Origin of the sequence: Sphingomonas sp. CFBP 13720, from assembly GCF_014842075.1 — a bacterium.
Classification (GTDB): domain Bacteria; phylum Pseudomonadota; class Alphaproteobacteria; order Sphingomonadales; family Sphingomonadaceae; genus Sphingomonas.
Window position 1 is genome coordinate 136,698 of the sequence record NZ_JACYVA010000006.1, and the last position, 18,444, is coordinate 155,141.

At 66.0% G+C, this 18,444-nt stretch carries 17 protein-coding genes; 11 read left to right on the forward strand and 6 right to left on the reverse strand.

Annotated features, from left to right (window positions below; genetic code table 11):
• The first annotated feature begins 2 nt into the window (after positions 1–2).
• The 11 genes from rpsE (at position 3) to guaA (ending at position 10,732) form a co-directional block, all read left to right on the forward strand.
• The gene (gene rpsE / locus IFT55_RS13215) at positions 3–743 is read left to right on the forward strand and encodes a 30S ribosomal protein S5 (RefSeq protein ID WP_249403813.1); all 741 of its coding nucleotides are present in this window, start codon (positions 3–5) and stop codon (positions 741–743) included.
• A gap of 5 nt (positions 744–748) precedes the next feature.
• The gene (gene rpmD / locus IFT55_RS13220) at positions 749–925 is read left to right on the forward strand and encodes a 50S ribosomal protein L30 (RefSeq protein ID WP_192092804.1); all 177 of its coding nucleotides are present in this window, start codon (positions 749–751) and stop codon (positions 923–925) included.
• A gap of 97 nt (positions 926–1,022) precedes the next feature.
• Entirely contained in the window at positions 1,023–1,553 is a 531-nt protein-coding gene (gene rplO / locus IFT55_RS13225; protein WP_192092806.1) for a 50S ribosomal protein L15, read from the forward strand.
• Positions 1,554–1,790: 237 nt separating this feature from the next.
• Positions 1,791–3,161: a preprotein translocase subunit SecY gene (gene secY / locus IFT55_RS13230; RefSeq protein WP_192092808.1), complete on the forward strand. Its 1,371-nt coding sequence runs from the start codon at positions 1,791–1,793 to the stop codon at positions 3,159–3,161.
• A 32-nt stretch (positions 3,162–3,193) separates the two neighbouring features.
• Positions 3,194–3,838: an adenylate kinase gene (locus tag IFT55_RS13235; protein WP_192092810.1), complete on the forward strand. Its 645-nt coding sequence runs from the start codon at positions 3,194–3,196 to the stop codon at positions 3,836–3,838.
• Between the two features lie 273 nt (positions 3,839–4,111).
• Positions 4,112–4,480, forward strand: coding sequence for a 30S ribosomal protein S13 (rpsM, locus tag IFT55_RS13240; RefSeq protein ID WP_192092813.1), 369 nt, complete (start codon positions 4,112–4,114; stop codon positions 4,478–4,480).
• 90 nt (positions 4,481–4,570) lie between these two features.
• Positions 4,571–4,960, forward strand: coding sequence for a 30S ribosomal protein S11 (gene rpsK / locus IFT55_RS13245; RefSeq protein WP_055996065.1), 390 nt, complete (start codon positions 4,571–4,573; stop codon positions 4,958–4,960).
• 94 nt (positions 4,961–5,054) lie between these two features.
• Positions 5,055–6,119, forward strand: a complete 1,065-nt coding sequence (locus tag IFT55_RS13250; protein WP_192092815.1) for a DNA-directed RNA polymerase subunit alpha — start codon at positions 5,055–5,057, stop codon at positions 6,117–6,119.
• 229 nt (positions 6,120–6,348) lie between these two features.
• Positions 6,349–6,771 (forward strand): 50S ribosomal protein L17, encoded by a 423-nt coding sequence (gene rplQ / locus IFT55_RS13255; protein ID WP_192092817.1) that lies wholly within the window; start codon positions 6,349–6,351, stop codon positions 6,769–6,771.
• Positions 6,772–6,916: 145 nt separating this feature from the next.
• The gene (locus tag IFT55_RS13260; RefSeq protein ID WP_192092819.1) at positions 6,917–9,043 is read left to right on the forward strand and encodes a prolyl oligopeptidase family serine peptidase; all 2,127 of its coding nucleotides are present in this window, start codon (positions 6,917–6,919) and stop codon (positions 9,041–9,043) included.
• A gap of 132 nt (positions 9,044–9,175) precedes the next feature.
• On the forward strand, positions 9,176–10,732 hold the full coding sequence (guaA, locus tag IFT55_RS13265; RefSeq protein WP_192092821.1) for a glutamine-hydrolyzing GMP synthase: 1,557 nt from the start codon (positions 9,176–9,178) through the stop codon (positions 10,730–10,732).
• A gap of 127 nt (positions 10,733–10,859) precedes the next feature.
• Here the strand turns inward: guaA and IFT55_RS13270 are convergent, their stop codons facing one another.
• The 6 genes from IFT55_RS13270 to IFT55_RS13295 form a co-directional block, all read right to left on the reverse strand.
• A complete protein-coding gene (locus IFT55_RS13270) occupies positions 10,860–12,206 on the reverse strand; it encodes an MFS transporter (RefSeq protein WP_249403814.1) in 1,347 nt (448 codons plus the stop codon).
• 307 nt (positions 12,207–12,513) lie between these two features.
• Positions 12,514–13,743, reverse strand: coding sequence for a pectate lyase (locus tag IFT55_RS13275; protein WP_192092823.1), 1,230 nt, complete (start codon positions 13,741–13,743; stop codon positions 12,514–12,516).
• Entirely contained in the window at positions 13,740–14,708 is a 969-nt protein-coding gene (locus tag IFT55_RS13280) for a pectinesterase family protein (RefSeq protein WP_192092824.1), read from the reverse strand. Before IFT55_RS13280 ends, IFT55_RS13275 begins: the two co-directional genes overlap by 4 nt.
• The gene (locus tag IFT55_RS13285) at positions 14,705–15,496 is read right to left on the reverse strand and encodes a GDSL-type esterase/lipase family protein (RefSeq protein WP_192092825.1); all 792 of its coding nucleotides are present in this window, start codon (positions 15,494–15,496) and stop codon (positions 14,705–14,707) included. Before IFT55_RS13285 ends, IFT55_RS13280 begins: the two co-directional genes overlap by 4 nt.
• Positions 15,493–17,058, reverse strand: a complete 1,566-nt coding sequence (locus IFT55_RS13290) for a family 43 glycosylhydrolase (protein WP_192092889.1) — start codon at positions 17,056–17,058, stop codon at positions 15,493–15,495. The genes IFT55_RS13285 and IFT55_RS13290 overlap by 4 nt, the downstream gene beginning before the upstream one ends.
• A 20-nt stretch (positions 17,059–17,078) precedes the next feature.
• Entirely contained in the window at positions 17,079–18,344 is a 1,266-nt protein-coding gene (locus IFT55_RS13295; RefSeq protein WP_342029313.1) for a family 43 glycosylhydrolase, read from the reverse strand.
• Positions 18,345–18,444 lie beyond the last annotated feature (100 nt).

Below are 18,444 nucleotides of genomic sequence, written 5' to 3' on the forward strand. Positions count from 1 at the left end.
ACATGGCTGACGAGAACAATCAGGGCGAAACCCCCGTCGTCGAGCAGGCGGCACAGGCCGGCGAACAGCCGCCGCAGGGCCGTGGCCCGCGTGGCGGTCGTGGTCGCGGCGGTCCGGGTGGCCCGGGCGGCGGCGGTGGCGGTCGTGGTGGCCGTGACGGCAATCGTGGCGGCGGACGTCGCGACGATCGCCGTGGCGGATCGGACGACGGCGGCGAAGAGTTGATCGAAAAGCTGGTCCACATCAACCGCGTGTCCAAGACGGTGAAGGGCGGCAAGCGCTTCGGCTTCGCGGCGCTGGTCGTCGTGGGAGACGGCAAGGGTCGGGTCGGTTTCGGTCATGGCAAGGCGCGCGAAGTGCCGGAAGCCATTTCCAAGGCGACGGCCGCTGCCAAGAAGGCGATGGTCCGCGTTCCGCTCAAGGACGGTCGCACGCTGCACCATGACGGCAACGGTCACTTCGGTGCCGGTCGCGTGACGCTGCGTTCGGCGCCTGCCGGGACCGGCATCATCGCGGGTGGCCCGATGCGCGCCATCTTCGAATCGCTGGGCGTGGCCGATGTGGTGACCAAGTCGGTCGGCACATCGAACCCGTACAACATGATCCGTGCGACCTTCGAGGCGCTGAACGACCAGTCGTCGCCGAAGTCGGTCGCGCAGCGTCGCGGCAAGAAGATCGCCGACCTGCTGGGTCGTGGTGGATCGCAGACCGCCGAGGCTGATGCCGCGGCGATCGTGGAGTAAGCGACATGGCTACCGTCAAGATCACCCAGACCGGATCGCCGATCCGCCGGACCAAGGACCAGCGCGCGACGCTGATCGGCCTTGGTCTCAACAAGATGCACAAGACCGTGGAACTGACCGACACCCCCGAGGTGCGTGGCATGATCCGCAAGGTGCATCACATGTTGTCGGTCGAAGGCTGAACCCTTCGCCTTCAACGGTGACAAATGCGGGGAAGGGGGCTAAGCGGCCCCCTTCCTCATTTCTATCAGCGCGAACGAAGCGAAAGCGAGTGCACCCATGAAACTCAATGAAATCCGCGACAATGATGGCGCCCGCAAGGGCAAGATGCGCGTCGGACGCGGCATCGGCTCGGGCAAGGGCAAGACCGCCGGTCGTGGTCAGAAGGGCCAGAAGAGCCGTGAAGGCGTTTCGATCGCCGGCTTCGAAGGCGGTCAGATGCCGCTCCACATGCGGATCCCGAAGCGTGGCTTCAACAACATCTTCGCCAAGGACCATGCTGAAGTGAACCTCGGTGCGATCCAGAAGGCGGTCGACGCCGGCAAGATCGAAGCGGGCGCATCGCTCGACCATGCCGCGCTGAAGGCGGCCGGTCTGGCACGCGGCGGCAAGGACGGCGTTCGCCTGCTCGGCAAGGGCGAGCTGACCACGAAGCTGAGCTTCACCGTCGCCGGTGCGTCGAAGGGCGCGATCGAAGCAGTCGAGAAGGCCGGTGGTTCGGTGTCGGTGATCGAAGTCGTCCCGGCTGCCGAGAAGGCGAAGGCGAAGAAGGGTCAGACGCTGGCCGCCAAGAAGGCCGCACACGCCTGAACGGACGAAGCCGTCCGTCCTGAGTAGGCGCCCGGTGAAGTCGGTGCGGCGTATCGGAAAGTAGCGCGAACGACGCGCTTCGATATGGCCCTTCGACTTCGCCGGTCCCCGCTCAAGCATGGAGGGGTCGGCGGGCCGGCGATTGCCGTCCTCCCCCTTAGACATCCCCGACGCGGACCCTATATGGTCGCCGGGGGGTGGGCCTTCGGTCCCGCCAGCATCAATCGGGACAATATCATGGCATCGGCCGCCGACGGTCTCGCGACCAACATCAATCTTTCGAAGTTCGGCAAGGCGACCGAACTCAAGAAGCGCCTGTGGTTCACGCTCGGCGCACTCATCATCTTCCGCATGCTGAGCTATGTTCCGCTGCCGGGGATCGATCCGACGCAGCTTGGCCTGCTCGCGAACCAGACGCAGGGCGGCGTCCTCGATTTCTTCAACACCTTTTCCGGCGGCGCGTTGACGCGGATGTCGGTCGTCGCACTGGGGGTCATGCCCTACATCACCGCGTCGATCGTCGTGCAGCTCGCGACCTCGCTCAGTCCGCATCTCGCCGCCATCAAGAAGGAAGGCGAATCGGGCCGCAAGAAGCTGAACCAGTATACGCGCTACGGCACGGTCGCGCTGACCGCGATCCAGGGCTATACCATCGCGGTCGGTCTTGAGGCATTCGGTGCATCGGCCGGCGCGCAGGCGGTGATCGAACCGGGCATGGCGTTCCGCGTCGCGGCCGTCATCTCGCTCATCGGCGGCACCATGTTCCTGATGTGGCTGGGCGAACAGATCACCAGCCGTGGTATCGGCAACGGTATTTCGCTCATCATCATGGCGGGCATCGTCGCGCATCTGCCGACTACGCTGCTGCAGTTGTTCGAAGGCAGCCGGTCGGGCACGATGAACCCGCTGACGCTGGTCGGCATCATCGTCGCGGTCGCCGCGCTGGTGCTGTTCATCTGCTTCATGGAACGGGCGCAGCGCCGCATTCTGATCCAGTATCCCAAGCGCCAGACCGCGCGTGGGGTTCAGGCCGATCGCAGCCACCTGCCGCTCAAGATCAACACCGCCGGCGTCATCCCGCCGATCTTCGCATCGTCGCTGCTGCTGATGCCGGTGACGATCACGCAATTCGCGGGGCAGGCGACGGCGGGCGAGAGCCGCTGGGGTGATTTCATCATTACCGTCAACCAGTATCTGGCGCACGGGCAGCCGCTGTACATGGCGCTGTACGGCCTCGGCATCGTGTTCTTCTCGTTCTTCTACACCGCGATCGTGTTCAATCCCGAGGAAACGGCGGACAATCTGAAGCGCTATGGCGGGTTCATTCCCGGCATCCGTCCGGGCAAGAACACCGAGAATTACTTCGATTACGTGTTGACCCGGATCACGGTGATCGGCGCGGCCTATCTGGTCATCATCTGTCTTCTGCCCGAATATCTCGTGTCGGCGCTGTCGATCCCGTTCTATCTCGGTGGGACTAGCCTTCTGATCGTCGTGAACGTAACGATGGACACGGTAACGCAGATTCAGTCGCATCTGCTGGCACATCAGTATGGCGATCTGATCAAGAAGGCGAAGCTGAAGGGCGGCAATCGCCTGCGCGGTTGATCGACGACGATTTGGTTTTTGGGGGGCAGGCTTTGGACATCATCCTTCTCGGACCGCCGGGCGCGGGCAAGGGCACGCAGGCGGCCCGGCTCGAAACCAGCCGCGGCATGGTTCAGCTGTCGACCGGCGACATGCTGCGCGCAGCGGTCAAGGCTGGCAGCCCGGTAGGCCTTCAGGCCAAGGCCGTGATGGATGCCGGGGAACTGGTGTCCGACGCCATCGTCTCGGCGCTGATCGGCGAACGGCTCGACCAGTTGGGCGACAGCGGCGCGATCTTTGACGGCTATCCGCGTACGGCGGCGCAGGCCGATGCGCTCGACTTGCTGCTCGAACATCGAGGGCGCAGTCTGACCCACGTCATCGAACTGGTGGTGGACGAGGACGCGTTGGTCGAACGGATCGTCGGTCGCTTCACCTGCGGCAATTGCGGGGCAGGGTATCACGATCGGTTCAAGCCGCCGGTCGTCGCCGAAGTCTGCGACGTTTGCGGTGCTAGCGCGTTCAAGCGCCGTCCCGACGACAATGAAGACACAGTGCGTACCCGAATGATCGAGTATCGCGCGAAGACTGCGCCGATCCTGCCGCTGTATGAGGCGCGTGGACTCGTGTCGCGCGTCGACGGTATGGCGGAGATGGACGTGGTGTCTGCCGCGATCGAGGCGATCCTCGCGCGTTAGCCTCGGCCGGGACCGGCGAGGTACGCCGGTCTTTCGCGGTGTCCGACGGTTGTCGACAGGGATTCGCCTTTCGTATCGCGCACATTTTATCGTGAAAATGGTTCCGGTCGGCGGTTGACACCTTTATGACGAGTCTTTAGGTGCGGTTTACCCCGACATCGGTTCCCGGCGGCGCTTTCGTGCGCGCGCCGCGATCATGCGTGACGGGGCTTAACGCTAAGAGATGGGGCGCTGCTGCCATGCAGGCCTCGTGGAGCTGGGAGAATTTAATTCATGGCACGTATCGCGGGTGTCAACATCCCGACCAACAAGCGCGTCGTCATCGCGCTGCAGTACATCCACGGCATTGGTGCGACCAAGGCGAAGCAGCTGACCGAGCAGCTCGGTATCGCGGCAGAGCGGCGCGTGCAGGATCTGTCCGATCAGGAAGTGCTGCAGATCCGTGAAGCGATCGACGCCAGCCACACCGTGGAAGGCGATCTGCGTCGTCAGGTCGCGATGAATATCAAGCGTCTGATGGATCTCGCCTGCTATCGTGGCCTGCGCCATCGCAAGGGCCTGCCGGTTCGCGGTCAGCGTACGCATACCAATGCGCGCACCCGCAAGGGCAAGGCCAAGCCGATCGCGGGCAAGAAGAAGTAATTCGTTCTAAGGACGGGTTACTTCGCCGGGAGCAGCGTGGAGGCGGATCGCCTCCCTGCTTCCGCATCAGGATAGCAAGGATTTCCATCAATGGCACGTGAACCGCAGCGCATTCGTCGTCGCGAGCGCAAGAACATCACCGCCGGCGTCGCGCATGTGAACGCCAGCTTCAACAACACCATGATCACGATCACCGACGCACAGGGCAACGCCATTTCATGGTCGTCGGCCGGCGCGATGGGCTTCAAGGGTTCGCGCAAGTCGACCCCGTACGCCGCGCAGGTCGCCGCCGAGGATGCGGGCCGTAAGGCCGCCGATCACGGCGTTCGTACGCTCGAGGTAGAGGTCAAGGGTCCGGGTTCGGGTCGTGAATCAGCGCTTCGCGCGCTCCAGGCAGTCGGTTTCCAGATCACGTCGATCCGCGACGTGACCTCGATCCCGCATAACGGCGTTCGTCCGTCGAAGCGTCGTCGCGTCTGATCCGTGCCGACCGCCCTGCCGGCATGCTTGTCGGCGGGGCCGTTCTTTCTTGGCGCGGAACCGTTTCTCCGCGCCGCCAAGCTAGGGGAAGCCCGTGTCCGTCAACGCTAAGAACTGGCAGGAACTCAAGAAGCCGAGCGGCCTCGAGAAGAAGCCGGGCGGCGATCCCAAGCGCCGTTCGACCTTCGTCGCGGAGCCGCTGGAGCGTGGGTTCGGCCTGACGCTCGGCAACGCGCTGCGTCGCGTATTGCTGTCGTCGCTTCAGGGCGCCGCCGTTACCTCGATCAAGATCGAGAACGTTCTTCACGAATTCTCCAGCCTTGCCGGCGTCCGTGAGGACGTGACCGACATGGTGCTGAACGTGAAGCAGATCGCGCTGCGCATGCAGGGCGAAGGGCCGAAGCGCCTTCAGCTGTCCGTCACCGGTCCGGCCGAAGTGAAGGCCGGCGATATTGCCGTCAGCGGCGATATCGAGGTGATGAACCCCGAACTGGTACTGTGCCATCTGGACGACGGCGCGACGCTGAACATGGAACTGACCGCCGATGTGGGCAAGGGCTATGTTCCGGCGTCGGGCAACCGTCCGGCGGATGCGCCGATCGGTCTGATTCCGGTCGACGCGCTGTATTCGCCGGTGCGTCAGGTCAGCTACAAGGTCGAGAACACCCGCGTCGGGCAGGAACTCGACTACGACAAGCTGACACTGACCGTCGAAACCGACGGCACGGTGACCCCGGAAGACGCGCTGGCCTATGCCGGCCGCATCCTTCAGGACCAGCTGGCGCTGTTCGTCCATTTCGACGATTCGTCGCTGCCGCGCGCTGCTTCGACCGGTACGCAGGTCGCTGCGCAGCCGAGCGAAGGGTCGGGCGACACCGCGCAGATCAATCGTTATCTCCTTAAGAAGGTCGACGAGTTGGAACTGTCGGTGCGCAGCGCCAACTGCCTGAAGAACGACAACATCATCTACATCGGTGATCTGGTTCAGAAGACCGAGGCAGAGATGCTGCGTACGCCCAATTTCGGTCGCAAGTCGCTGAACGAAATCAAGGAAGTACTGTCGTCGATGGGTCTGCGTCTCGGCATGGACATCCCCGGATGGCCGCCCGAGAATATCGAGGAAATGGCCAAGAAGCTCGAACAGGAAATCATGGGCTGAGCCGCGCCGGGTTAGCGATGCTGACCCGGAGACGGCGACGGCCCGGCCGGTGGGCTTTCAGCCCGACCGACGACACGGGTTTTGCCCGTGTCGTCGCGGCAAACCAAAACGTGGCAAGTGTGACTTTCGTGACCTTTGCCGCGAACGAACAGGCGATCGGTGGCTGCCTCGAATGCCACCTGCTCTGGGGATTCCGTGACACGGCCCCATAACGAACGAAGGAATTACCATGCGTCATCGCGTCGGCGGCCGTAAGCTGCAGCGTACTTCGGCCCATCGTCTGGCCCTGTTCCGCAACATGTCGGCCGCGCTCATCAAGCACGAGCAGATCACGACGACCGTCGCCAAGGCGAAGGAACTGCGTCCCTACATCGAAAAGTTGATCACGCTGGCGAAGAAGGGCGGCCTGTCCAATCGCCGTTTGGCCCATGCCCGGTTACTTGACGACGCGCAGCTCGTGAAGTTGTTCGACGTGCTGGCGTCGCGCTATGCCGACCGGAACGGTGGCTATACCCGCATCATCAAGGCCGGCATCCGTGCATCGGACGCTTCGCCGATGGCGATCATCGAATTCGTCGACCGCGACGTGTCGGCAAAGGGTCAGGACTCGGGTCCGGTCCTGAACGACGAGGATTTCGACGAAGCAGCCTGATCGAGGCTTTTCGGTCGATCCCGAACGGGGCGGTCGTACCTTTGGTACGGCCGCCCTTTTGCGTTGCAGCATGTCCCGTTTCTTGCCTATCCTCGCTGCATTCCGCGACCGGCCATCCGGCCGTCGCCGCACCCGTGGAGCACCGATGTCCCGCCATGCACTTGTCGCGATCGCCTGCCTGATGACCAGCACCGCTGCCCTTGCCCAGACCATCGCCTATCCCGTGACGCGCACTATCCCGCAGGTCGACGAACAGTTCGGCGTGCAGGTGGCGGACCCGTATCGCTGGTTGGAAAACGACGTCCGTAACGATCCGGAAGTCGCGGCGTGGGTCGCCGCCGAGAACAAGGTGACCGACACCTATCTGGCGACGCTGCCGGGTCGCGACGTCTTCAAGCGCCGGCTGACGGCACTGTTCGATTACGAACGCTTCGGCGTGCCGCAGCGTGAAGGCGGGCGCTATTTCTACAGCCGCAATTCGGGGTTGCAGAACCAGTCGGTCCTGTACGTCCGCGACACCGTCGACGGACCGGGCCGGGTGCTGATCGATCCGAATGGCTGGTCGAAGGACGGGGCGACGGCGCTGGCCGAATGGTCCCCGTCGAAGGATGGCAAGCGTGTGCTCTATGCGATCCAGGACGGCGGCAGCGACTGGCGGCGGGTCAAGGTGCTCGACGTCGCGACCGGCAAGACGCTGGACGACCAGATCGACTGGGTGAAGTTCGGACTGACCGCCGCATGGGCGAAGGACGGTTCGGGCTTCTATTATTCGCGGTTCCCGACCCCGGAAAAGGGGCAGGAGTTCCAGAGCCAGAACCTCGACAGCAAGCTGTATTTCCACAAGCTCGGCACGCCGCAGAGCGCCGACCGGCTGATCCACGAACGCCCGGACCAGCCGAAATACACGTTGGCACCCGGCGTCACCGACGACGGCCGCTGGCTCATCATCAGCATCGATGGTCCCGGCAATCACAGCGAATTTGCCGTGGTCGACCTGACGAAGCCCGGATCGGCGGCGCGCACCATCGTGAAGACCGACGACATCGATTGGGGTCTCGCCGGTGCGAAGGGCGATACGCTGTACCTGACTACGACGCAGGGCGCGCCTCGCCTGCGCGTCGTTGCGATCGATCTCGCAGCGGCGACGCCGACCCCGCGTGAGGTCGTGGCGCAGGACAAGGCGGTGCTGGGCGGTGCCTCGCTGGTCGGCGACCGCATCTTCGCGACCTATCTGGTCGATGCGAAGACCGAGGTGAAGCGCTTCACCCTGGACGGCAAGCCCGATGGTGCGATCGCGTTGCCCGGCATCGGGACGGTCGGCGGCGTCGGTGGTGATGTGGACCGGGACGAAGGCTTCTTCGCCTTTTCCAGCTTTGCGACGCCGACGACCGTCTATCGCTATGACGTGAAGTCGGGGAAGGCGACGCCATGGGCGACGCCGAAGGTCGCCTTCGACCCGGCACGCTACAGCGTGACGCAGCGTTTCTACACGTCGAAGGACGGCACGCGCGTGCCGATGTTCATCGTCCGGGCAAAGGACGTGACCGGTCCCGCACCGACGCTGCTCTATGCCTATGGCGGCTTCAACGTGCCCATCCTGCCGGGGTTTTCGCCGGGTCGAATCGCGTGGCTGGAACAGGGCGGGGTACTGGCGGTCGCGAATATTCGGGGCGGCAGCGAATATGGCAAGGAATGGCATGACGGCGGCAAGCTGCTGAACAAGCAGAATGTCTTCGATGACTTCATCGCGGCGGGCGAGGATCTGATCGCGCAGGGCGTGACCGGCAAGGGGCAACTGGCGATCCAGGGCGGATCGAATGGCGGCCTGCTGGTGGGCGCAGTCGTCAACCAGCGTCCCGACCTGTTCGCCGCGGCGCTGCCTGCGGTCGGCGTGATGGACATGCTGCGCTTCGATCGCTTCACCGCCGGGCGCTACTGGGTGGACGATTACGGCGTGCCGGCGAAGGAAGCAGACTTCCGCAACCTGCTCGCCTTTTCGCCCTATCACAATGTGAAGGCGGGCGTGGCCTATCCGGCGATCCTCGCGACGACGGCCGATACCGACGACCGGGTCGTGCCGGGACACACGTTCAAATACACCGCAATGATCCAGTCGAAGGATTTGGGGCCGAAACCGCGTCTCGTTCGCATCGAAACCCGCGCCGGCCACGGATCAGGCAAGCCGACCGACAAGGTGATCGAGGAGACTGCCGACCTATGGGCGTTCGCGGCGAAGTGGACGGGGCTGGAGGTCAAGCCGCTCGGACAGTGAGTCAGGCGGCATAGCTCTAAGCGAAAGAGCGGACGGGGTCGCATCGGCAGCGGCCCCGTCGTTACCCCCGGCGATGGAATGCGATCCGTCGAAGGGGTAGCGCCGACGCCGCGCGCTGGCTATCGAACGCGCATGAACGAAACGCCCGACTCCATCCTGATCGTCGACTTCGGCAGCCAGGTGACGCAACTCATCGCCCGCCGCGTACGCGAGGCCGGCGTGTATTCCGAGATCGTTCCCTTCCAGAAAGCCGAAGAGGCATTCGCGCGGTTGGCGCCGCGCGGTGTGATCCTGTCGGGCGGGCCGGCGTCGGTGTGCGACGAAGGCTCGCCGCGCGCACCGCAGGCGATCTTCGATGCCGGCATCCCCGTCCTCGGCATCTGCTATGGGCAGCAGGTGATGACGCAGCAGCTGGGCGGGATGGTCGAACAGGGCCATTCGGGCGAGTTCGGCGAGGCCTATATCGAAATCGGTGACGACTGCACGCTGTTCGACGGCCTGTGGTCGCAGGGCGACCGGCATCAAGTGTGGATGAGCCACGGCGACAAGGTCGCGGCGCTGGCCCCCGGTTTCGGCGTCGTCGCGACCAGCCCGGGTGCGCCGTTCGCCATCATCGCCGACGATAGCCGCCGCTATTACGGCGTACAGTTTCACCCGGAGGTCGTTCATACCCCCGACGGCGGCAAGCTGATCGCCAATTTCGCCCGCCATGTCTGCGGCCTCGCGGGCGACTGGACCATGGCCGAGTTCCGCGCCGCCAAGATCGCCGAAATCCGCGATCAGGTGGGCGACGGAAAGGTGATCTGCGGCCTGTCGGGCGGCGTCGATTCGTCCGTCGCGGCGCTGTTGATCCACGAAGCGATCGGCGAACAGCTGACCTGCGTCTTCGTCGACGGCGGCATCCTGCGCATGGGCGAGGCCGAGCAGGTCGTCAGCCTGTTCCGCGGCCATTATCACATTCCGCTGGTCCATGTGGAAGCACAGGACCTATTCATGGACGGGCTGGCCGGGATCACCGATCCCGAGGCGAAGCGCAAATTCATCGGCAAGACCTTCATCGACGTGTTCGAGGCGGAGGCGAAGAAGATCGGCGGGGCGGAATTCCTTGCACAGGGGACGCTCTATCCCGACGTGATCGAAAGCGTCAGCTTCACCGGCGGCCCGTCGGTGACGATCAAGAGCCACCACAATGTCGGCGGTCTGCCCGAACGCATGAACATGGCGCTGGTCGAGCCGCTGCGCGAACTGTTCAAGGACGAGGTCCGCGCGCTGGGCCGCGAGCTCGGTCTGCCCGACGCGTTCGTCGGCCGCCATCCGTTCCCCGGACCGGGCCTTGCGATCCGCATTCCGGGCGAAGTGACGCGTGAACGCTGCGACATCCTGCGCAAGGCGGACCAGATCTATCTCGACGAGATCCGTGCGGCGGGGCTGTACGATACGATCTGGCAGGCGTTCGCGGTCCTGCTGCCGGTGCGTTCGGTCGGCGTGATGGGCGACGGGCGGACCTACGACAACGTACTGGCACTGCGCGCGGTGACGTCGACCGACGGCATGACCGCGCAGGCGTTCCAGTTCCCCGGCGACTTCCTGCCCCGCGTCGCGACCCGCATCGTCAACGAGGTGAAGGGCATCAACCGCGTCACCTACGATTATACGTCGAAGCCGCCCGGTACGATCGAATGGGAATGAGCCGGACGGAATCTCCTTTGAAAGTGGCGGGCAGGTAGAAGAAGTCTGGTTCACGCGGAGGCGCGGAGGCGCGGAGAAGGGGGTAACCGTTGCAACCCGCCCCGCGCCATCGGCCTGATCGCTTATTTCAGCCATCCCGAAAGTCTGCCGTTCGCGAGCGTTTTCCCCGGACGCAACCCCTCCGCGTGAGCAACCCTTCCTTCGCCACCGGTCGCGTCTCGCGCAGCCCCAGCAACACCGGCAGCACCCCCAGCGCAACGACGGCGATCATCGCGCCCGGCACGGGTGCCCATCCGGTCCGTTCGACCAGCAACTGCGACACCAGCGGGGCCAGCCCGCCGAAGATCGCCGTCGCCGCCGTCGCGCCCAGCGCGAGGCCGCTCAGTCGTCCTTCGCCGGGAAACTGTTCGGCGGTAGCGACCGCGCCGACGGCGCTCACCGCACCGCCCAGTGCCGCCAGCACCAACGCTCCGGCCAGTGCCACCGCCCATGATCCACCCGCCATGCCCGAAAACATCGTGATCGGCAGCACCGCGGCAAGCACCGCCACGGCCAGCAGGACCGGCTTGCGTCCGATCCGGTCGGACAACAGCCCGACCAGCGGCGTCACCGCGATCACCATTACCGCGGCGGCGGTCGACAGCCACAGCGCGTCGCCTTCGCCCATCGCGCCGGTGCCGGTCAGGAAGGCGGGGACATAGACGATGCCGACATAATAGGTGATCGACCCCAGCGCCGAGATCGCGAACCCGCGTCCGATCGCGACGCGGTGATGCCGCAGCACATGCGCGAACGGATTGGCGGGGATCGTCCCTTCCGCGCGCTGACGTTCGAAATCGGGCGATTCCTGAAGGGTGGAACGCGCCAGCGCCACCGCCGCCGCCAACGCCGCGCCGATGAAGAACGGAATACGCCAGCCCCAAGCCTCCAGATCGGCCGCGCTCATCCACGCGACGGTCGCCGCCGAGATCGCGACCGCGAGCAGCCCGCCGACCTCGCTCGCCGCCGATGCCACCGACGTGACGAACCCCCGCCGGTCCGGCCGCGCGCCTTCGAACAGATAGGCGACGACCCCGGTATATTCGCCACCGACCGAGAACGCCATGACACAGCGCAACGCCAGCAACAGCCACCCCGCCGCCGGCCCGATCTGTTCGCGGGTCGGGAGCAGCGCGATGCCCAGCATCGCCACCGTCATCAGCGCCATCGATGCCAGCATCATGCGCCGCCGCCCGAACCGGTCGCCAATCTGCCCGAACACGATCGCGCCCAGCGGTCGCATGAGATAGGCGATGGCGAACCCGCCCAGCGTCACTGCCAGCGACGCCGCGCCCCCGCCATAGAAGACGCGCGACAGCAGCGTGGCGAGGTAGAGATACAGCGTGAAATCATACCATTCGACCACGGTCGAAAACGCCGCCACCGCCATCGACCTGCGCGATATGCCGTGCGCGGCGTTCGGGTCGTTCGTCATCCGTTGGTCTCCGCTGTGGCGAAGCGGTGATGCGGGGGATGGTGGCGCGGCGCAAGCCGTGGGTGGCGACGTCCCGGCGAAAGCCGGGGTAGCGCGTGGGAACGGGTGGTGAGGCCCGGCAACGCGTTCATCCGTCACCCCGGCGAAAGCCGGGGTCGCTCGTGGTTGGCGCGCGTCCCTGCCACGAACGATCCCAGCCGGCGCTGGGATGACGTTGGGGAAAGGCAGGTGCAGTGGCAGGCTCCATGCCGACCGCGACAGAGCGCAGGCGATACTCTCTCCTCCGCAAGCCGAAAAGGGAGCAGCATCACTCCAGCGCGGCATATCCCCCGACCGCGCCTTCGTCGTCGATCACCCGTCCGGTGCCGTCGCGGACCTGCGTCACCACGCGCCGGTCGACCGCATCGCGTTCCCATGGCCGCGCGCCCGCGGTCGCCAGCACCCACGCCTCGACCCCGGCGGTCGGCAACGCCTTCAGCCCCGTCGGCCAGATGACCGGCCGCGCCTGCGGCACGATCTTCGGCTGACGGTTCGAAATGATACCGACCGGCTGCATCGTGCGTCCGTCGGCGTGCTGTGCAACGTTGCCCGCCGCGTGGAGGTTCAGGTCGCCCTGTCCCTCGACGATCAGGAACGGCAGGTCGGCGCGCGTCGATGCGCCGCCCTTCACCACATTGTTCACGATCGACAATTCGCCCGCGATCCACTGATGGCCGACCCATTCCTCTTCGTTCAGTGCGTAATGCATGCAGCGATTGCCGGGGTCGTAGATCAGGTTGTTGACGCACGCTGCCTGCGCCGCACCCTTGAACAGCGGATTGCGCTCATAATTATGCGCATAGAGATTACCCGCGATCAGCACTTCGGTGGCATTGTCGTGGATCAACGATCCCTTGCTATGCTCGCCCTTGGCATGAGACGAATGCGACAGCCCCTCGGCGACGATATTGCGGGTGAAGCTGATCCGCCGGGACGTATGCTGCCGCCACTGCGCCACGGTATCGCCCCCGGCGAAGCGTGGTCCCGACGCTGACAGGTTTTCGTCGGTGGCCCATGCGAACGAACACTGGTCGACGATCACGTCGTGCGCGGCGGTGGTGGCAAGGCCGTCGACCTCCCAGCCGCTGTTCGCCGCCGCGCCGTCCGCCCCGGCGCGCACCCGGATATGCCGCACGACCACATCGTGCGTCGCCACGCTGATTCCGCCGCGAATGATCGTGATGCCGGGCGTGGGCGCGGTTTCGCCGGCGATCGTCACGAACGGCTCGCGGATCGACAGCGACTCGCGGCCCAGATCGATGATCCCGCCGACCGCGAACTCGATCACGCGCGGCCCCTTCGCCGCCAGCGCCGCACGCAGGCTGCCCGCACCCGTCGACGCAAGCGTCGTGACCCGCAGCACCCGTCCACCGGTCCCGCCGCGCGTCCGTGTCCAGCCCTGCGGTGCGGGCTGCGGTTTCGCTGCAGCGGGGAGCAGCAACAGCGCTGCGCCGGCCGGTGCGATGCCGAGCACGCCCCGGCGATCGATCCGCGTCATCGGCATGATCCTCCACTCGCCAGCACCCGGTCGGCGGTCGGCCGCCGCGTATCGGTCCGGCGGGTCGGTGCGGCGACCGCGCCCGGGCCACGACTATCCGCCTCGTACAGCCGCGCTTCCAGCGGGGTCAGTTGCCGCTGCACCCCCGCCGGGTCGCGATAGCCCATCCACGTCCACCCTTCGGCGGCGATATGCGCATCCATCCGGCACCGCAGGAAACTGGCCTGTCCCAGCAATGCCATGTTGCCGCCCGCCCGCCATGGCCGGCCGAGGAACACCGATCCGTCGCGCACGCCGTCCTCGCGCAGCAGGCGGCAGCGATCGAATACCAGCCCGAACGCCTGGCAGGCGGGAGTGCTGGGCGCGGCGACGAAGCCCGGCGCGCCGCTCTGCGTCGGGCGGCTGACGATATCGCACCGTTCGATCCACGCCGCCGCGCCGCCGAAGATGAAGTCGACATTGCCGCTGATATGGCAATCGCTGACGCGCGACGTCGCCTGCAACAACAACGTGTCCTGATATCCCTCGATCCGGCACCGGCGCAGACGGCACCGGTCGCCACCCGCCTGCACCGCCAGCGCCACCGCCTGCATCGGCTGCTGCGGATAGGGGTGATCGTTGCGGATCGTCATTCCGTCGATCGTCACATCGGCCGCGCGGATCGTCAGCGTCGCCGATCCGCTGGTCCCCCAGTTGCGCCCGTCCGGTCCCGGCAGCGCCGCGCCGGCATCGTATGTCAGCACCGCCCCCGGTCCAGTCGCGCGCAGCGTAACGCCGGCAAGGTCGATCGTCAGCTTTTCGCGATAGACGCCCGCATCGATCGTGATGACCCGCACGCCCAGCCGCCGGGCGGTCGCCAGCCCCTCCGCGATCGATCCGCCGCGCACGACGCGGATCGGCGGCCGGGCGGCGGCGACGCTGCCCAGCGCGATCCCGCCGATCAGCACGCTGCGCCGGTCGATCATTTCAGCGCCACCGGATCGGGCTGCGTCAGGAATACCAGCCCGGCGGTGTCCGGCACCGCCTTCACCAGCGAGCCCGCCATCATCGCCGCCACCCGGTCGGCGCCGGCACGGCCCAGATGCGTGCGGTCGAACGACAGCTTGCGCGCGGCCCCCGGCGGCACGACGACCTCGGTCGATGCGGGCGGGGCGGGGGGCGTCGCGCCCTTCGGCCATTGTGCCCAACGCTCGGCCTGCGCCTCGCCGCCCGCTTCCAGATCGGCCAGGCTGATCGCGTTCAGATCGACCAGCGGCACCTGCATTTCACGGGCAATCCGCCGCGTCGCTTCGGCCCATGGTGCCAGATCCTGCACGACGCTACCGTTGTCGAACGTCCGCCGGCTGAGCGGCGTGACCAGCACCGGCACCGCCCCCGCCGCCCGCGTTTCCGCGACATAGCGCCGCAGATTGGCGGGAAACTCGGTGGCCAGATCGGTTGACCGCCCCGGCTTGCCCGGCTGGTCGTTATGCCCGAACTGGATCAGCACCCATGTCTTGACGAACCCCGGCGTCTTCATCTCGTTCAGCGCGAGCGCCCATGATCCCTCCGCACGGTAGCTGCCCGACGACCGCCCCCCGCGCGCAAGGTTCACGCAGGCGACGAACGACGTGACATGCTCGGCACAGAAGCTGCCGCCCCATCCGCCCGCGACCGCCGTCGTGGAATCGCCGACCAGCACGATCTTCGACGCGCGGATCGGCTGGACCGCCGGTGCCGCGACCTGCGCCAGCGCGATGGCGATCGCGATCACAGCGCTTCGAACCGGAAATCACGGAACTTCGCCGTACCCTGACCCGCCGAATACAGACCGGGACGCAGCATGAGGAACCCGCCACGGACGTTGTGGTGATATCCCGACACTTCCATGCCGCGATCGAACCGCGCCCACGTCCGGCCATTATCGGTGCTGGTGTGGTAGGATACGATGTGCCGGTCGTTGACCACGCGCATTCGCATGCGCCGGCCGTTGGGGTTGCCGGGACGACCGCGTTCGATGCCATATTGGTGCGTGACGAACCGCTTTTCGTCGAACCCCAGCCCGCAATACAGCTTGTCGTCATAGAACAGGATCAGCCCCGCCGTGCCGCCCGGCGCGATTTCGATGTCGCATTCGAAACGATATCCGGTGTCGCCCGCGATCAGCAGCAACGGCGCGCCGTCCGACGGTGCCTTGCCTTTCGCATCCAGCAGCAGCGCGCCACCCTCGACGCGCGCCCGCTTGCGCTCGTCGGGGCCGGGGCGGAAGAAATTCCACTTGGTGCCATATGCCAGCGTCGCGAAATCGTCCGACAGCTTCTGGCCATGGCGCACCGGGGTGCCGCCCTTCGGCTTGGCGATCGGTTGCGACAGGTCGCCGCCCTTCATGCGGAACCAGCCGTCCGCCGTCCATTCCACCGGGTCCAGCAGCGTCTGCCGCCCCAGCGTCCAGAACCCGTTCTCATAGCCGTGATAGACCGACCACCAGCTTCCATCCGGTCCCTCGACCAGCGTCGCATGGCCGCGCGACCACCATTTTTCGTCCAGCGACGTGGTGCGCACGATCGGGTTGCCTGGATGATTTTCCCACGGCCCGTTGATCGATTTCGACCGTGCGGCGATGACCATGTGCCCGGTCGGCGGCCCAGCGGTGCCGCCGACCGCCGCGATCATGTAGAAATACTGGCCATGGCGCATGACCTTCGGCCCCTCGGGGCTGAAGCCTTCCACGTCCCACGTGTCGGGATAGCGCCACGGGTCATAGACATGCTCGACCTTGCCCACCGTCGACAGCCCATCGGGGGCCAGCCGGATGCGGTCGCCACCCGACAGGAACAGCCAGCGCGATCCGTCCTCGCCCACCGCATGGCCGGGATCGATGTGATCGGTCAGCTTCAGGTCGACCGGGTCCGACCACGGCCCTTCGATCTTGTCGGCCCAGATCACCCAGTTGGTCGTCGGGTTCTTGGTCGGGATATACAGGTAATAGCGGCCGTTATGCTTGGTCAGCTCTGGCGCCCACACCGATCCGATATTGCGCGTCAACGCGGCGGTACGCGGCGTCCAGTTCACCAGATCGCGCGAATGCCAGATGACCAGACCCGGATAGGAATCGAAGGTCGAGAACGTCATGTAATAATCGCGACCGTCCTTCAGAATGGTCGGATCGGGATGGTCGCCCGCCATCAGCGGGTTCAGGAACCGTCCGTCGCCCAGATCGGCGATGCGCTGGTTGTCATAACCGCGCTGATAGGGCGGGGCGGCGGGCGGACGCTGGCCCTGGGCGAATACCGGCGGGCTGGCGAGCGCGGTCGCGCCCAACGCGGCGGTGGACATGGCTTCGCGGCGGGTAAGGTTCACGATCGGGCTTCTCCGGGTTCGAACGGACGGGTGGCGAACGGCTGGTCGCGGGTGAAGCGCACCCGTCCGTTCGCATCGAAATCGATACGGGCAAGGCCGGGCATCTCGCGGAACGGCGAAGCGTCGACATTGCCGAAATAGGTGACCCACCACTCGCCGTGATGGTCACGAAAGAAGTTGCCGCCGCCACAATCGGGCAGTTCGTGGCGGTCGCCATAGGGGCCGGTGATCCGGTCGGCGGTCCACATCGCGAACGAATATCGTCCGTGATAATTGTCGACGACGCCCAGATGATAGCGCCCGTCGCGCCGGAACAGCGTCGCGCCTTCATAGCCGAAATGCGCGAAGTCCTTGGCCACGCATTCCTTGCGATGATGATCGGGATCGCGGTCCCATTCGGTCGAGGTCAGCGTCTGCCAATCGCCCGCCAGCCCGGACAGGTCGTCCTTCAGCCGCACGATCCGCTCCGCCGACCCGGCGGTCAGCCAGACCGATCCGTCGTCATCCTCGAACAGCGTCGCGTCGATCCCGCCCTTGATCGGCTGGTCGGGGGAAAAGGCATGGACGTACGGCCCTTCCGCCCGTCCGCTGGTCGATCGCAGGATGGCGAGACCGGCCCGGCTCATCGAATGACAGATGAGCCACTGGCCCTTGATATAGTGGATTTCGGGTGCCCACAGCGCGCGGAACGGCACGCCCTTGCGCATCCGCCAGTTCCGCTCCCATCGGCCGTCGCGCTCGATCGACCACACCAGCCCGCGATATTCCCAGTCGGACAGGTCACGCGACCGCCACAGCTCGACGCCGGCGTTCGTCGCCCAGATATTGTCGCCGGTCGATCCGGTCATGTAATACCAACCATCGGGACCGGGCCGGACGATCGTGTCGCGGATATGGACGTGGTGGATCGGACGCAGCGCGGGCAGCACGCCGTCGGTCACCGCCTTGCCGCTGGCGGCATCGTTCCATGGCGCGACGGGGTAGGGGACGCGCCCCGGCCCCCGATAGCGGACATCGGGCAGCCCGGAGACCCATCCCTGTCCGACGCTGGCGGCATTCGCCTTGCGCCCCGGTCCGCTGACTCCGGAGAACGGCCAATAGTCGCGGAGCGGCGGCGGCACCGTCCGCCCGCTATCGTCCCCCGCCGGATCGATCGGTTGCCCGGGCAACGGGGCGGGGCGATAGGCGGGCGTCTGGGCGAAGGCACCGGGGGCGGCGACTCCCGCCAGCCCCATGGCGATGGCGTGGCGGCGATCGATCACGCGGCCCCCTCCGCAGACGTCACCCCGGCGAACGCCGGGGTCGCCTGATGGTGAAGCGCTCCGCCACACCATAGCGCGAGCCCGGCCCGCGCCGGGATGA

What these genes read in the sequence shown, in the direction of transcription:
- IFT55_RS13275 (WP_192092823.1), bottom strand. Translation starts at nt 13,743, where the DNA reads ATGACGCGGATCGATCGCCGGGGCGTGCTCGGCATCGCACCGGCCGGC.
- IFT55_RS13260 (WP_192092819.1), top strand. Translation starts at nt 6,917, where the DNA reads ATGTCCCGCCATGCACTTGTCGCGATCGCCTGCCTGATGACCAGCACC.
- rpsK (WP_055996065.1), top strand. Translation starts at nt 4,571, where the DNA reads ATGGCACGTGAACCGCAGCGCATTCGTCGTCGCGAGCGCAAGAACATC.
- guaA (WP_192092821.1), top strand. Translation starts at nt 9,176, where the DNA reads ATGAACGAAACGCCCGACTCCATCCTGATCGTCGACTTCGGCAGCCAG.
- rplQ (WP_192092817.1), top strand. Translation starts at nt 6,349, where the DNA reads ATGCGTCATCGCGTCGGCGGCCGTAAGCTGCAGCGTACTTCGGCCCAT.
- rpsM (WP_192092813.1), top strand. Translation starts at nt 4,112, where the DNA reads ATGGCACGTATCGCGGGTGTCAACATCCCGACCAACAAGCGCGTCGTC.
- secY (WP_192092808.1), top strand. Translation starts at nt 1,791, where the DNA reads ATGGCATCGGCCGCCGACGGTCTCGCGACCAACATCAATCTTTCGAAG.
- IFT55_RS13270 (WP_249403814.1), bottom strand. Translation starts at nt 12,206, where the DNA reads ATGACGAACGACCCGAACGCCGCGCACGGCATATCGCGCAGGTCGATG.
- rpmD (WP_192092804.1), top strand. Translation starts at nt 749, where the DNA reads ATGGCTACCGTCAAGATCACCCAGACCGGATCGCCGATCCGCCGGACC.
- rplO (WP_192092806.1), top strand. Translation starts at nt 1,023, where the DNA reads ATGAAACTCAATGAAATCCGCGACAATGATGGCGCCCGCAAGGGCAAG.
- IFT55_RS13280 (WP_192092824.1), bottom strand. Translation starts at nt 14,708, where the DNA reads ATGATCGACCGGCGCAGCGTGCTGATCGGCGGGATCGCGCTGGGCAGC.
- rpsE (WP_249403813.1), top strand. Translation starts at nt 3, where the DNA reads ATGGCTGACGAGAACAATCAGGGCGAAACCCCCGTCGTCGAGCAGGCG.
- IFT55_RS13290 (WP_192092889.1), bottom strand. Translation starts at nt 17,058, where the DNA reads ATGTCCACCGCCGCGTTGGGCGCGACCGCGCTCGCCAGCCCGCCGGTA.